The organism is Streptomyces sp. NPDC086549, assembly GCF_044746205.1.
Taxonomy (GTDB): Bacteria; Actinomycetota; Actinomycetes; order Streptomycetales; family Streptomycetaceae; genus Streptomyces.
This window is the reverse complement of the sequence record NZ_JBIVBS010000015.1, coordinates 96,025-109,292: the sequence shown is the minus strand read 5'-3', so window position 1 is coordinate 109,292 and position 13,268 is coordinate 96,025. Positions and strand designations below refer to the sequence as shown.

Genomic DNA, 13,268 nt, shown 5'->3' with positions numbered 1-13,268 from the left:
TGTGCGGCGACGGTCGTCACACTCACGGGCACGTCACGTCGCCCCTGATGCACATCGTCCTGAATGAGCAAGGGGTCACCATGATGTCACCAGAACTGCCGTCGGCCGGGCACGCGGAGATTCGTATCGTCGCCGCGGACCCGGAGGCGGCGCGTCATGTCGCGGAGATTCTCCGCCGTTGTTTCGCCGCCGCCGAAGCGCGCAGCTACCCCGCAGGCCCCGATGGCGGAACACGTCTCCACCTCACCGTTGACACCACGCGCATGGCGGAGCCGGCGCGCTCCTGGCTGTTGGCCAGCCAGTCTTCCCGGGACGATCACACGCAGCCGGATGAAATCTGAGGAGAAGGCCCTCAGCGGGGAAGGAGGACACCGCCCCAGACGTACGGGTTTGCGTCAGTGCCGGCACGAGAGGCAGGCGACCATGACGACGTTGCACGAGCGGCGGCACTACCGCGAGACGATCATGAAGACCCTGTACGAGGCCCTGGAAGGCAACCGCCTCCTCGGCCTCACCGGGGCGCAGCTGCGCGAGGATCCCGCGATGCCCGAGGAGGACCTGGCCGCCGCCTGCACGTACCTGGCGGCCGAGGGACTGATCCAGGTCGACTGGACGCGAGGAAACACACCCGCGATGGTCACACTGACGCACAAGGGGATCCAGTTCATGGAGACCGAGGAGGAGGACAGTGGCTGACACGGCGCGCACCGTCCGCAGGAGGGAAGGGACCCGGCAGACCACCTGCGCCTCGGAATGAGGTGACCGAAGGCGGCGCATGGCCGAGAACATCGACATCTTCGACTTCCAGCTCACCGACGAGCAGATGGCCCAGATCGCCACCCTGGACACCGGCAGCTCCCTGTTCTTCGACCACCACGACCCCGAGATCGTCACCTGGCTCGCCAAGCGCCGCCTCGACGCCTGAACCGCACCCACCCCAAACGGAGCCGGCCAGCAAAGGGCAGCAGAACTGGGAGCCATCCGGGAGCCAACCCGCCCCCCAAACCCCTTCGAGACCACCCGAGGCCGCCCTATCCCAACGCCCTGACCAGGCAAAACAGCAAACTGCCCGGTGGCGGTCTTGACCGAACCTCATTCGGGACGAAGAGGTCGTGGGTTCAAATCCCGCCACCCCGACAGTGCAGTACCAGGTCAGGGGCCTGATCCGCTTAGCGGGTCGGGCCCCTGAGTGGTTTCACGGGACTTTTGGGGAACCGTTTGGGAGCCGCCCGCTGGGTTACGGCTCGGACCATCCGACAGGCGGTCTCCCCACCGTCGACTTGCCGGGGCAACCTCCTCCGACGCGCTCGCGCCGGCGGCCGGGCTCGCCTGCCCCGCAGGGGCGGAAGCAGGCCAGGTACACGAAGCTTGATCCGCGGCGCGTGGCCAGGCGGAGCCCAGAGCCGTCAGCGAGGCGGCACAGGCGGCCGAACGGGGTCCAGCGACGGTCGAGGAACTCTCGTGCGTCCAGGGCCGACGTGACCCTCGGCAGACGAGGGGGACACGGTTGATCGTCATCACGGAGGGCGGCGTGGGAGGCGCGGATCCCTCGCGGGCCTCGGCTACCGGGCTCGCCGGGCGCGCCAAGCGCGTCGCGTCCGTCGACGGCGCGTTCTCCTGCCGTAGCCCCCGCGCGGCCCGACCGCCGCCGACCATCGCCCGGTGCCGGCGGTCCTGTGCTTCCTCGGCGTGGCGAACGCCAAGGGCGCGGGCCTGCTTCAGCAGCAGACCCGCGCCCGTCACGTCGGTCTTCGGTGAGAAGTACCGGACGTCAGCTGGTGAAGATGAGGTACTTCCAGGTCCCGTGGGTCGTCGAGTTCACGTTGTCGCCCGACGTCGTGTCGATGTAGGACGACCGGATCCGGAAGCGGACGCCCGTCGGCGGGGTGCCCGTGAGCTCGAGCGTGTCCTTGCCGCCCGAGCCGAGTACGAGGTACTCGGAGTGCGTGGTGCGCCAGGCACCCTCGTAGTAACCCTGCATCTCCACCTTGTACTTGCGGCCCGGGTACGGCGTCATCGTCGTGTCGTAGACGGGGTCCTTGGACTTGTGGAAGTAGCGGTACGTCTGGCTCCACGCCGTCTTGCTCGTGTAGTAGCCGCTGAGCGCGGTCGACACCTTGACCTGCGCGCCGACCGTGCTGGTGGCCGTCGCGGGCGCGTACCGGGTGTCGCCGGTGAACTTGGCGGTGAGCTTGGTGTCGCGGGTCAGGGAGAGAGTGACGGACAGGTTGCCGGAGGAGTCGACCGTGCCGGACTTGACCAGCTTCTCGGGCTTGTCCGCGCCGTAGGGGTTGGCGTAGATCTCGACGGTGCGGTTCTTGTACGTCGTCCCAAGGTGCGCCGTGAACTTCACTGCGCTGTTGTACGCGTACACCTTGCCGTTGTTGTCGAGCGTCACCGTGGTCGCCGTGCGGGTGACGTTCACCGTGCTCGTGGCGGTGGCGCCCGCGTGGTACTCGTCGCCCGCGTAGCCGACCGTGTACGTGACCTTGCCGCCGGCCGGCGGGGTGTCGGCGAAGGTGTACGAGCCGTCGGCGCCGACCGTCGCCTTGCCGAGCGCCTTGCCGGCCGGGGACTCGTCGTCGGTGCGGGTGACGGAGACCGTGGTGCCGGACGGGAACACGGTGTTCGACACCAGTTTGCCCGTGACGGTGAGGGACTTGGCGCGCGTGGCGGTGGCCGGGGCCGTCGCCGTGAGGGTGGTGTCCGCCTTGGTCGGGTCGTCGAGGACGCGCAGCGAGTACACGTCCGCGTCGTTGTACGACACCGCGAACAGCTTGCTGGCGTCCGGCGCCCAGGCGAGACCCGAGGCCGCGAGCGTGTCGGAGCCGCTGCTGGTGCCGGTATTCGGGAAGTCGTACTGCCGTACCGGCGTGGAGACGCCCGGCTCGAAGATGTGGACGTCGGGGTCGTACCAGGAGAAGGTGCCCGCGGCGACGGCGCCGTTCGGGGCGATGTCGACCGCGTTCGGGTAGGGGTTGGTGGTGTAGCTGCCGTCCTCCGACAGGTCCGAGAGCTTGAACACCTCCTGCTTGTAGGGGGCGCCGCTGGCCGTGACGACGTCCTTGCCGTCCGGAGTGACGGCGAGGTCGGTGAGGTTGCTGCTGCTGCCCGGATCCCAGGCGTACGCGGTGCGGTTCGCCGAGCCCGACGACACGTCGTACACGGCGAGTTCGACCGGGCTCTGCCCCGGTGCGCCCGCGACGATGGTGCCCGGGGCGCCGGCCGAGGAGCCGAGGATCGGGGCGTCGTTCCAGGTACGGGTGGTGTCCTGGTGGAGGGCGACGACCGGGTCGGCGCCGCTCAGGTCGAGCGAGCCGATGTTGCCGCTGCCGTTGCCGCGGTAGCCGAACCAGAGCTTGCCGCCGGCGAGGGCCGGATACTCGGGCTGGGTGCCGTCGCCCGTCGGGTAGCGATGGGCCTCGGTGGCGGTCGCCGTGTCGATGGCGACGATCGCGTCGGCGTCCTCGACAGCCGCGTACAGGGTGCCGGAGTCGGCGGACAGTTCCAGGCCGCGGACGCCGGGCAACGAGTCGACGGTGCCGACAACCGTGCCGCTGTAGTCGGTTGCGACGACCTTTCCGCTGGTCGGGTCGCTGATGAAGACCCGCTGGTGGACGCCGTCCACAACGACGTCTCCGGTCGACTTGACCGGCAGGATGGTGCTGGAGTCGGCCAGCGCGGGCGCGGCCGAGGTGACCGCGAGCGCGGCCGAGCTGAAGAGGACCGCGAGTGCCGTCGCGGCCGGAAGAGTGCGTATGCGCACGGTGACTTCGAACCCCCGGAACGAAAAGAGCCCCTGTTGTTGAAGTGGGGAAGTATCCGGAGCCTAGGTCACACCTGTGACAGCAGAGGCAAACGGGGGTCAACGATGATCAAAGAAGTGGGCGAGATGCGGCACGCGCGTACAGACGGCAAGACGCTTTGTGCTCAGAAAGCAGGTACGCCACGGCTGAGGCCTGCCGGATGCTGCGGGCCGAGACCTGGTAGCCCGATCAGCGACTCGGCGATCGGATCCACACGTCAGGACATGCCTCCGGCGGGGGCGCTCAGGCTCCGAGATGGCGGGGGCGGGGGCGCGCTTCGCGAGTGCCGGTCGAATGTGGTGTGCGCGGGGAGCTCTCATCCCGTCCGCAATCGACCCAGGCAGAGCCGAGCAGACGGGATGGGAGTCGGGGAGAGTGGTACGTGATGTCAGATCCGAGGCGCGGACCGGTCGTTCCGGCCTTCAGCGTGGGGACCTGGCCAAGGTTTGGGCCCCGCTCGGGGACCGCCACCAGGTCGAGGTAGCCCGCGACAAGAGGCGGCGCCTACTCGAAGGACTGCCGGATCCCGAGCACCTGAACAACCACTCCGCGCCGGCACCGACCCGGCACCGTCAGGTGCAGATCAGGTAGACGTGGTCAGCCATGCGGAACACGTGCCCGCCTCGATCAACTTGGTCGACCAGTGACCGAGGCAGGTACGGAACCGAATCGAGTAATTGGTCTCGGGGAAGTCCTTGTTCTTGTAGCGGTCGGCGCCATCGCCGTCGGCGTTGAACGTGGCGCCGTACCGGTAGACCTTGTTGTTGGGGTCGCGGATTTCCCAGTCCATGACGGCGGAGTAGCCGTCCGCCTTCCCGTCATAGATGTTGAGCCAGTCGCCCAGGCTCGAGTAACAGGCCTGGGCCGTGTGCGCGGTACTGGGGCCGACAGACGTACACAGCCAGCCGTCGGTGGTGGAAGGGCCAGTCAGGGCGGTAGCACGCTCGACTTCGGCGGTGACGGCGGATGCCTGGGTGACGGCAAGGAGGACGGCGGCGGACAGCGCGCCCGCGACGGTACCTATGCGTTCAAGAGAGCGTCTTTTGATCACAGGGTTCCTTCTGTGAGCTTTTCCCAACGGAGTGTTGGCATGGTCATGAGGTTAACAACGGGGGGCGCGTTGATCAATGTGACGTGTACTTCGTGAAGTTGGAGGTTACGGAGTTGGCGCCCGCCAGGTTCGGCATGCTCACGCTGGTCATGGGCGGCTGACCTCGGTCGGGATCGTCACCCAGCGCGCGACTTGCAGCGGGGCGCGGGTTCGCAATGCCGTATGAACCGGGTTTTTCGAATGAGACGGGAGCCCTTGCGAGGTGTCCGACGCATAGCCGATCAAGGGAATTCGACATACACAGCATTCCCGGCGGATCGACGACCCTTGGTCGCCGTGAGGCATGCCCCAGGGGTTACGCACAGCCTGAAATTGGATCGTCAGTCCCCTGGCACGAGCAACTGCCGTACAGCAGCGAAGTACCTCAACTGCGTGAACCGCCAACGGCCTTCGACAGCCGCTGCCTGCTCAGCAACCAGGCCCAGAGGCCTCAGCGACCGTCCCGCCTGCAGTTCGCAACGAGGGGGCCGCGGGGCGTGCCACTTCCGTGCCAGAACGGACAGGAACTCACGGGGAATCGAGGTTCGCCAGGGTGCACACCGCCCCACGCTGCCCAAGATGGGGATTCCCAGGTCACGCCTATATTCCCCCAGCCTCGCCCCTATAGAGGGTGCCGCAGGTTCGAATCTTGCCGAGGCGCCAGGCAAGGCGGGAAATGTTTCATGCGCGATCTACCGGACAGCGCAGCAAGAGGCGTATATCGCCGTGTGGGCGGCGTATATGCCGACGGTTTCTACGAAGCAGCCGATACCTGCGTCAGTGTTCCATCAGGGAGCATCGACGAATTGTTACAGAAGATCAACTCCGGCTCTTGGTCATCAGGCAGCGCGCTCCGTCTGCCCTGCGATGAAGTGTCCGAGGGCCCCGGCGGGGATGCGCCGGCGAAGACCCAGTGGGCGAGAACGGGAGTCGTGTCGTGCGCTGTCCCGGTCGCCGCTTCGGCTTGGGCTCGGCGCCATTCGGCGCGGGCGTCGCGGAGGGCTCCGAGGGTGGTCGAGTGCCGCCGGGACTTGGTGGACAAGTGGCCGCGGAAGCCGAGCATGTGGGCCCAGACACGGAGACGGAGGTGTTCGAGGCCCCTGTCTGCGCCAAGGGTCCACGCTCTACGCCCCGGTTGTCGTACGAGGTGGCGACCTGGACGGGGCCGATGCGGGTGACGTCACGGGAGCGGCGGTTGGCGGGCAAGAGCGGTGTCCTTCCCTTTACTGGCTTGCCTGTTGGGTGGGACGCCGTATAGACAGGCGCCATGCCGCAGGGAGTGCGGAGGCTGATCGCCTTCGGTGGGATCGCGTTGGCGCTTGGGCTCGCCTGTGTGGCGGGCCGATGGTGGGTGGGCGAGTCCTGGGCCACCGTGATCACCACGTGCTGCCTTGAGGTGCTGATCCTTCTGGCCGTCGTAGGAACTCAGCGAGTGCGGCGGAAGAGATAGCCGCCCTCAACGGGATTCGCCTTCAGAGCTGAGCGGCGACGGCCTCGGCGATCGGCATCGGGACACCCAGCCGGGCGCGCAGCGTCGAGGTGTCGATGCCGGCTCCGATCCGGACGCCGTGTTCGTCGGCGACTTTGCGGGCGTGCTCGACCAGGGCAACCGGGACAGGCACGGGCTGACGTTCGGGCGAAGCCGCGATGGCGAGTTCTTGGGGTGGTTCGGAATGGGATTCGGGCTTGACCTGGTGTTTTGAGAGGTCGACCTCATCGGCCCCCTCGGGCCCGGAATGGGCGAGCAGGGTTCCGCCGAGGAAGCCGACCGCGGGCCACCCGGCGACGAGGATGCGTAGCCACTAGCCATTCACCGTCTCGAAACGTCAGCTTGGTCCGGGATGCGCACGAGCCGAATCCTCCTTCTGCCGACACCCGATCGGGTCGGACTCCATGCGCGCCCGGCGCGTCGCGATCTGCGGCGAAGCTGATGAGATAAGCAGAGACACATAAGTGATTAAGCATCACTTATACAAGCTTCATCACTTCTCGCCAGGAGACGCACAATGCGCCATTTCAAGGCACTGGGATCAGTTGCCGGGACTGCTCTGGCCGCTGTCCTTGCCTGCTCACCACTCGCACACGCTGCCGCCCCGGCCCCCGACACCCTCGGTGGCGGTGGTGAGGGCCAGGTCATCAAGCTGGTCGGCATCGTGCGGCAGTCAACCAGCCTCCAGGTGAACCCGCCCGGGCTGAGCCTCGGTGACCAGCAAATCGGAAACGAAGAGCTCTTCCAGAACGGCCGAAGGGTCGGCAGCGACGGCTTCGTGTGCACGGTCACCAGCCTTGCACCGGACGAGCGGCAGTGCGACGTCACCCTCCACCTGCCCAAAGGTGACATCACCCTCCAGGGACTCGCCCCAGTGGTCGAGAGCTTCCCCACCCACTTCACGCTCGCGATCACCGGCGGCACAGGCATCTACAAGAACGCCCGCGGTTACTTGACCGGCACCAACCTCGCCAAGGAGACCGACGTCACGCTCCATCTCACCTAGCGATGTCCGGGGCGGCGGCCCTGACGCCCCGCCACCGGCCGACTCCGGCGGCCCGGCCACCCCGCAACCGGGGCACAGCCGAGGCCGCCGAGTGCTGCTGCGCCAGTTCATTCGCAGGTCCACAGAGCGCCCGACGCGCCCGACGCTTACGGGGCCATGATCGGGGATGCAGCTGCTCTCCAGAGCTGGACACCTCGGAAGCCGGCCGCGCGTCTGGGACTCTAACCATGAGCACTGACAACGGGCCCCTACACGCACAACCGCCCCCACTCTGCGGCTCGCACCACAAGCGCACGAGATCGGGCGGGGAACAGCGCGCGACCTTGCATCACGGGCTCAAGCGCTCATTCCGGTCTGAACCGCCGAGCGAAATGTCCTCGCAATCCGATCGAGGTCATTCGGCGCCGGTTTCGGCCTTGCGGAGCATCTGGGCCAACAACAGGGCGCCTCCGGCCGCTGTCCCTACCGCTCCCACAGCCAGGAAACCGCGAGAGGAACGCCAGGACAGCACCGACCACCGAGACTGCGCGGAAAACAACGATCCCGTACTCAGCCACGACCCGGTTGAAATCAGCGACAGGGCGGAACCGATCGAGCCGACCGACAAGGCACTTCCGATCGAGCCGACCGACAAGGCCGAACCGACGGACCCCACGGACAGCACCGATCCCACTGAGCCGATCGACAACACGGAGTCCTGCGACCACAAAGACAGTACTGAGCCGGAGGAGGCACGACGGACCGACCGTGCGGACAGTTTTGTCATGAGGCCATCCTGCCCGCTGGTCGCGCTGTCTCGGGAGGTTGTGGACGGATGACAGGGGTTTCGGGTGCGGACAGCGGTGCGGGCCCCGGGGCTGCGCGGATGGCTGCGATCCGTCCGCGGCGACCTCGTACCACCGCACATCCAGCCTCCACAACGGCCGGCCCGGCGAACCTCTGCGGTCACAGCACTAATCTGCACACGTGATGACCGAGCTGACCCTGCTGCCCCAAGTCGCCTGTCGTGGACGGGAGATCACCGCGCCCCGGTTGCGCGGGCTGCTGGCCTTGCTCGCGGAGGATCTGCGTACCGGCTGCAGCACGGGGCGGCTGGTGGAGGGGTTGTGGCCGGACGAGTTGCCGGAGCGGCCGGGCAAGGCGGTGCAGGTCCTGGTGTCGCGGCTCAGGTCGCAGCTGGGTGCCGAGCTGATCGTGAGTACGCCGACGGGGTACCGGCTGGCACTGGAGGAAGCGCAGGTCGACAGTTCCGCACTGCTGCTGCATGAGGTGGCGAGCGCCGAGCGCGCGCGGGCGGGCGATCACGACGGCGCCCTGGCGCAGGCCGAGGCCGGGCTGGCGCTGTGGGACGGGAGCCTGGGCGCCGGGGCGGGCGAGGAGCTGCACGATCCGGTGGTGGCGCTGCGCGCCGAGCGTGTCGGGGCGTTCCGTTCGCTGGTGCGCGCGCGGGCGCTCGCTCTCGCCCGGGTCGGGCGCCGGGAGGAGGCCGCCGCGCCGTTGGCCGAGCTGAGCCGGGAGCTGCCGCGGGACGAGGAGGTGCTGGCGGAGCTGCTGCGCTGCGAGGACGCCACCGCGGGCCGGGCCGCGGCGCTGACCCGGTACGACGCCTATCGCCGCAGGCTGCGTGATGAACTGGGGGCCGATCCGGGGCCCAGGCTGAGGTCCGTTCACCAGGAGTTGCTGCGTGCGGATGCGCCACCCGCTCGCCATGGCGTGCCGCACGAGCCGAACCCGCTGCTGGGCCGGGATACCGACATCGCCGCCCTGGCCGGGCTGCTGCGCGGCGCCCGGGTGGTCACGGTCGTCGGCCCCGGCGGGCTGGGCAAGACCCGCCTCTCGCACGCGGTGAGCCGGGCGGCCGAGCAGCCCCTCGTGCACTTCGTCACCCTGGCCGGTGTCACCGCCGACGACGACGTGACCGATGAGGTGGCCTCGGCCGTCGGCGGCGGGGACGGCCGCCAACTCGCGGGCGGCAAGGATGCGGTGAGCGGGATCGTCGCGGCGCTGGGCCCCGGGCCGGCGCTGCTGGTGCTGGACAACTGCGAGCATGTGATCACCGGCGCCTCCGGTCTCGTACAGGCGCTGGTGTCGCGGTCGAAGGAGCTGCGCGTCCTGGCCACCAGCCGGGCTCCGCTGGGGCTGACCTCGGAGTCCGTGTACGCCCTGCCGGAGCTGTCCCTGGCGACCTCCGTCGAACTCTTCGAGCAGCGGGCGCGGGCCGCCAGGCCCGGTGTGGACCTGCCCGCCGGCCAGGTGGCCGAGATCTGCCGTCATCTGGACGGGCTGCCGCTGGCCGTGGAGCTGGCCGCGGCCCGGGTACGGGTGCTCTCCGTGACCGACATCGCGCACCGGCTCCGGGACCGTTTCGCACTGCTGCGCGGCAGCGCCCGGGACGCACCCGAGCGGCATCGCACGCTGCGGGCCGTGGTCGAGTGGAGCTGGAACCTGCTGGAGCCCGAGGGGAGGGCGGCGTTGCGCGCGCTGTCGGTGTTCCCCGGGGGCTTCGCCGAGGACGCGGCGGAGTACGTGCTCGGCGAGACCGGGGGCGCGCTGGACCTGCTGGAGCAGCTGGCCGGTCAGTCCCTGGTCAAGGTGGGCGAGAGCCCTTCCGGGGTGCGTTTCCACATGCTGGAGACGCTGCGGGAGTTCGGCGCCGCCAAGCGCGCCGACGCCGGCGAGGAGGAGGCGGTGACCGACCGGTTCCTCTCCTGGGCCCGGGACTTCGGCCGGGCGCACCACGACGCGATGTACGGCGACGACGCGTTGGCCTCCTTCGACCGCGTCCGTACCGAGCAGGACAACCTCGTCCTGGCGCTGCGGCACGCCCTGGCCCGTACCGACGGGCCGGCCATCGCCGCCCTCACCGCCGTACTGGCCTCCCTGTGGTCCTTCGGCAACAACTACATCCGGTTCGTCACCCTCGCCGCCGAGACCGGCGGGCCGCTGTCCCATTTCCGCCCGGGACCGGAGCACCCCGAGGACGTGGAGGCGGCCCGGAGCGCGGCGGCGATCTGCACGGCCGGCCTCTTCATGGGCTACGGCCCGCACGCCGCGCGCCAGCTCGCCACGCTGCGCCGCCTGCCGCCCGCCCGGCCGGACACCGTGCTGCGGGCACTGGCGGTCGTGCTGTGTGCCGTACCGGACATGGACCCGCCGCGGTACGCGCGGCTGCAGGAGTTGTGCGACGCCGACGAGCCCATGCTGGCGGGCATCGCGTCGGGTGTGGCCAGCTACCTGTGGGAATCCGCGTACGAGACGGAGCGCGCGCTCGAATGCGCGCGCCGGATGCTCGCCGCGGTCGAGCCGCTGGACAATCCGATCATGATGCTGCTCAGTCATGGACGGATCAGCGAGTTGTGCCTCAAGACGGAGCGCGGCGCGGAGGCGTACGACCATCTGCGGGCCGCGGACGCGCTCGGTGAGGTCGGTGACTGGTCGGACGCGATCGGCGTCCGCTACGCGCTGGTGTCCGCCTGTCTGCAGCTCGGGGATGTCGACGAGGCGGAGTACTGGCTGGGCCTCGCCGCCCCGGACCGGCAGCCGGAGTCCGCCCAGGTCTTCACTCCCGAACTGCTGCAGGCCCGGGCGGAGCTCGCACTGGCCCGTGGGCTGACCGAGGTCGGCCTCGGCCTGTGGCGACAGGCGGCCGGGGGGATACGGGAGGCCAGCCTGCTGGCGGCGGACGATCCCTTCCTGGATTCATGGTCACTTCAGGTGCAGGCGGTCGCGCTCGCGGCGCACGCGCAGCACGGCCGGCTGGAGCCGGTGGCCCACCTGGCCGAGCACTTGCGGGAACGGCTGCTCGGGATGCTGTCCGGCTCCGGCTCCCCCGGTGCCGGGGATGTGGTGGAACTGCCGGTGTACGGCACGGTGCTGCTGGCGCTCGGCTTCGTCGGGCTGGCCCGTGGCGATACGTCGGCGGTACGGCTGATGGCGCTGGCGGAGCGGATGCCGGTGATGCGGGATCTGCCCACCCTGTCCTCGGCGCGGTCCCGGCAGGCGGCCGAGAACGCGGACGGGGCCGCGTACGCCGACGCGAGGTCGGGGTACGGGGCCCTGGGGCGGGACGAACTGCGGGTGGCGGCCCTGCACGAGCTCACTGCCTCGGTTCGCGGCTGAACTTCGCCTTGGCCCAGAAGTAGCCCAGCACGGTCAGCCCCAGGCCCCAGCCGATGGCCAGCAGTGCGTTCTTCGTGCCGATCTCGCTGCCCAGCAGCAGCCCGCGCAGGGTCTCGATGAAGGGCGAGAACGGCTGGTACTCGGCGAACCAGCGGAACCAGCCCGGCATGGCGTCCACCGGCACGAACGCGCTGGACAGGAACGGCAGCATCACCAGCGGAGTACCGATGTTGCTGGCGCCCTCGGGGTTGGGGCTGATCAGACCGATGCCGACCGCGAGCCAGGTGAGCGCGAGGCTGACCAGGGCCATCAGCCCGGCCGCCGCGATCCACTCCACCGGCGACGCGTCGGGCCGGAACCCGATGGCCAGCCCGATGCCCAGGACCAGCACCAGGGACATCATCGTCTGGATCACGCTGCCGATGACGTGGCCGATCAGCACGGAGGCGCGGGAGATCGCCATCGTGCGGAACCGGGCCATGATGCCCTCGGTCATGTCCGTGCACACGGCCACCGCGGTGCCGAGCGAGGTCATGGCCACGGTCAGGAAGAGGATGCCGGGGACGAGGTAGGCGATGTAGTCGGCCCGGTCCGCGTGGCCGCCGTTGATGCCGGCGCTCATCACGTTGCCGAAGACGTAGACGAAGAGGAGCAGCAGGATGACCGGGGTGAGCAGAAGGTTCAGAGTGAGGGAGGGGTAGCGGCGGGCGTGCAGGAGGTTGCGCCGCAGCATGGTGAGGTTGTCACGGACGGCGTGGGTGGCGGTGCTCATCGGACGGTCTCCTTGTCGGCGGCGGGGGCGGGGGCGGCGGTGTCGACGGTGCCGGTCAGGGCGAAGAACACGTCGTCCAGGTCAGGGGTGTGCACGGAAAGTTCGTCGGCCTCGATGCCGGCGGCGTCGAGCCAGTCGAGGATGGCGCGCAGCTCGCGCTGACTTCCGCCGCTGGGGATCTGCAGGGCGAGGGCCTCGTCGTCGCGGGTGGTCTCGCGCAGCGCGGTGGCCGCCTTTTCGTACGCCACCGGGTCGGAGAACCGCAGCCGGACATGCCCGCCCGGGACGAGCCGCTTGAGTTCCTCGGCGCTGCCCTCGGCGACAAGTTTGCCGCCGTTGAGCACCGCGATGCGGTCGGCGAGTTCGTCGGCCTCGTCCAGGTACTGGGTGGTGAGGAAGACGGTGGTACCGCCGGAGACCAGTTCGCGGATGATCTGCCACATGGTGTGGCGGGAGCGCGGGTCGAGGCCGGTGGTCGGCTCGTCGAGGAAGATGATCCGCGGGTTGCCGACCAGGGTCATGGCGATGTCGAGGCGCCGCTTCATGCCGCCGGAGTAGGTGGACGCGGGCTTCTTCGCAGCCTCCACCAGGTCGAACCGCTCCAGCAGTTCGGCGGTCACCCGGCGGCCCTCAGCACGGGAGAGGTGGTGCAGGTCGGCCATCAGGAGCATGTTCTCCTCGCCGGTGATCAGCCCGTCCACGGCGGAGAACTGTCCGGTGACCCCGATGGCGGCACGTACCGTCTGGGCCTCGGCGGTGAGGTCGTGCCCGGCGATCCGGGCCTGTCCGCCATCGGCGGAGATCAGGGTGGACAGGATGTTGACCGCCGTGGTCTTGCCCGCGCCGTTCGGCCCGAGGAGCGAGAAGATCGTCCCGGTGGGCACGTGGATGTCGATGCCGTCGAGGACGGTCTTGTCCCCGTAGGACTTGCGCAACCCGGTGGCTGCGATCGCGAGTTCGTGGCCTGTCGTCGTCATGCCGCAGAG

At 69.1% G+C, this 13,268-nt stretch carries 9 protein-coding genes and 3 pseudogenes; 5 read left to right on the top strand and 7 right to left on the bottom strand.

Going from position 1 to position 13,268, the window contains the following annotated elements; translation table 11 throughout:
• Nucleotides 1-80 precede the first annotated feature (80 nt).
• The 3 genes and pseudogenes from ACIPSA_RS37200 to ACIPSA_RS37190 all read left to right on the top strand — a co-directional run.
• On the top strand, nt 81-341 hold the full coding sequence (locus ACIPSA_RS37200) for a hypothetical protein (RefSeq protein ID WP_402643270.1): 261 nt from the start codon (nt 81-83) through the stop codon (nt 339-341).
• Between the two features lie 82 nt (nt 342-423).
• Nucleotides 424-696 carry a hypothetical protein gene (locus tag ACIPSA_RS37195; RefSeq protein WP_402642948.1) on the top strand — a complete coding sequence of 91 codons (273 nt, stop codon included), beginning with the start codon at nt 424-426 and terminating at the stop codon, nt 694-696.
• A 67-nt stretch (nt 697-763) separates the two neighbouring features.
• Nucleotides 764-925 (top strand): annotated as a pseudogene (locus ACIPSA_RS37190) (aldo/keto reductase); the annotation flags it as partial.
• Nucleotides 926-1,771: 846 nt separating this feature from the next.
• On the opposite strand, the gene ACIPSA_RS37185 reads toward ACIPSA_RS37190, so the two are convergent.
• The 4 genes and pseudogenes from ACIPSA_RS37185 to ACIPSA_RS37170 form a co-directional block, all read right to left on the bottom strand.
• Nucleotides 1,772-3,766 (bottom strand): YncE family protein, encoded by a 1,995-nt coding sequence (locus tag ACIPSA_RS37185; protein WP_402642945.1) that lies wholly within the window; start codon nt 3,764-3,766, stop codon nt 1,772-1,774.
• A 623-nt stretch (nt 3,767-4,389) separates the two neighbouring features.
• Nucleotides 4,390-4,857: a hypothetical protein gene (locus ACIPSA_RS37180; protein WP_402642943.1), complete on the bottom strand. Its 468-nt coding sequence runs from the start codon at nt 4,855-4,857 to the stop codon at nt 4,390-4,392.
• A gap of 793 nt (nt 4,858-5,650) precedes the next feature.
• Nucleotides 5,651-6,025: pseudogene (locus ACIPSA_RS37175) on the bottom strand (replication initiator); the annotation flags it as partial.
• 343 nt (nt 6,026-6,368) lie between these two features.
• Nucleotides 6,369-6,698, bottom strand: a pseudogene (locus ACIPSA_RS37170) (SpdA protein); the annotation flags it as partial.
• 204 nt (nt 6,699-6,902) lie between these two features.
• On the opposite strand from ACIPSA_RS37170, the gene ACIPSA_RS37165 reads away from it, so the two are divergent.
• A complete protein-coding gene (locus ACIPSA_RS37165; protein WP_402642940.1) occupies nt 6,903-7,391 on the top strand; it encodes a hypothetical protein in 489 nt (162 codons plus the stop codon).
• Between the two features lie 394 nt (nt 7,392-7,785).
• On the opposite strand, the gene ACIPSA_RS37160 is transcribed toward ACIPSA_RS37165, so the two are convergent.
• Nucleotides 7,786-8,157 (bottom strand): hypothetical protein, encoded by a 372-nt coding sequence (locus tag ACIPSA_RS37160; protein ID WP_402642939.1) that lies wholly within the window; start codon nt 8,155-8,157, stop codon nt 7,786-7,788.
• Nucleotides 8,158-8,357: 200 nt separating this feature from the next.
• On the opposite strand from ACIPSA_RS37160, the gene ACIPSA_RS37155 reads away from it, so the two are divergent.
• Entirely contained in the window at nt 8,358-11,510 is a 3,153-nt protein-coding gene (locus tag ACIPSA_RS37155) for an ATP-binding protein (protein ID WP_402642936.1), read from the top strand.
• Here ACIPSA_RS37155 and ACIPSA_RS37150 read toward each other — a convergent pair.
• Complete coding sequence (locus ACIPSA_RS37150) at nt 11,488-12,282, bottom strand: ABC transporter permease (RefSeq protein ID WP_402642934.1); 795 nt, start codon at nt 12,280-12,282, stop codon at nt 11,488-11,490. The two genes, ACIPSA_RS37155 and ACIPSA_RS37150, sit on opposite strands and share 23 nt — an antisense overlap.
• Entirely contained in the window at nt 12,279-13,259 is a 981-nt protein-coding gene (locus ACIPSA_RS37145; RefSeq protein WP_402642932.1) for an ATP-binding cassette domain-containing protein, read from the bottom strand. The genes ACIPSA_RS37150 and ACIPSA_RS37145 overlap by 4 nt, the downstream gene beginning before the upstream one ends.
• Nucleotides 13,260-13,268: the final 9 nt, after the last annotated feature.

Coding starts and splice junctions, on each gene's coding strand:
- ACIPSA_RS37200 (WP_402643270.1), top strand. CDS start 81: ATGATGTCACCAGAACTGCCGTCGGCCGGGCACGCGGAGATTCGTATC.
- ACIPSA_RS37195 (WP_402642948.1), top strand. CDS start 424: ATGACGACGTTGCACGAGCGGCGGCACTACCGCGAGACGATCATGAAG.
- ACIPSA_RS37165 (WP_402642940.1), top strand. CDS start 6,903: ATGCGCCATTTCAAGGCACTGGGATCAGTTGCCGGGACTGCTCTGGCC.
- ACIPSA_RS37160 (WP_402642939.1), bottom strand. CDS start 8,157: ATGACAAAACTGTCCGCACGGTCGGTCCGTCGTGCCTCCTCCGGCTCA.
- ACIPSA_RS37150 (WP_402642934.1), bottom strand. CDS start 12,282: ATGAGCACCGCCACCCACGCCGTCCGTGACAACCTCACCATGCTGCGG.
- ACIPSA_RS37145 (WP_402642932.1), bottom strand. CDS start 13,259: ATGACGACGACAGGCCACGAACTCGCGATCGCAGCCACCGGGTTGCGC.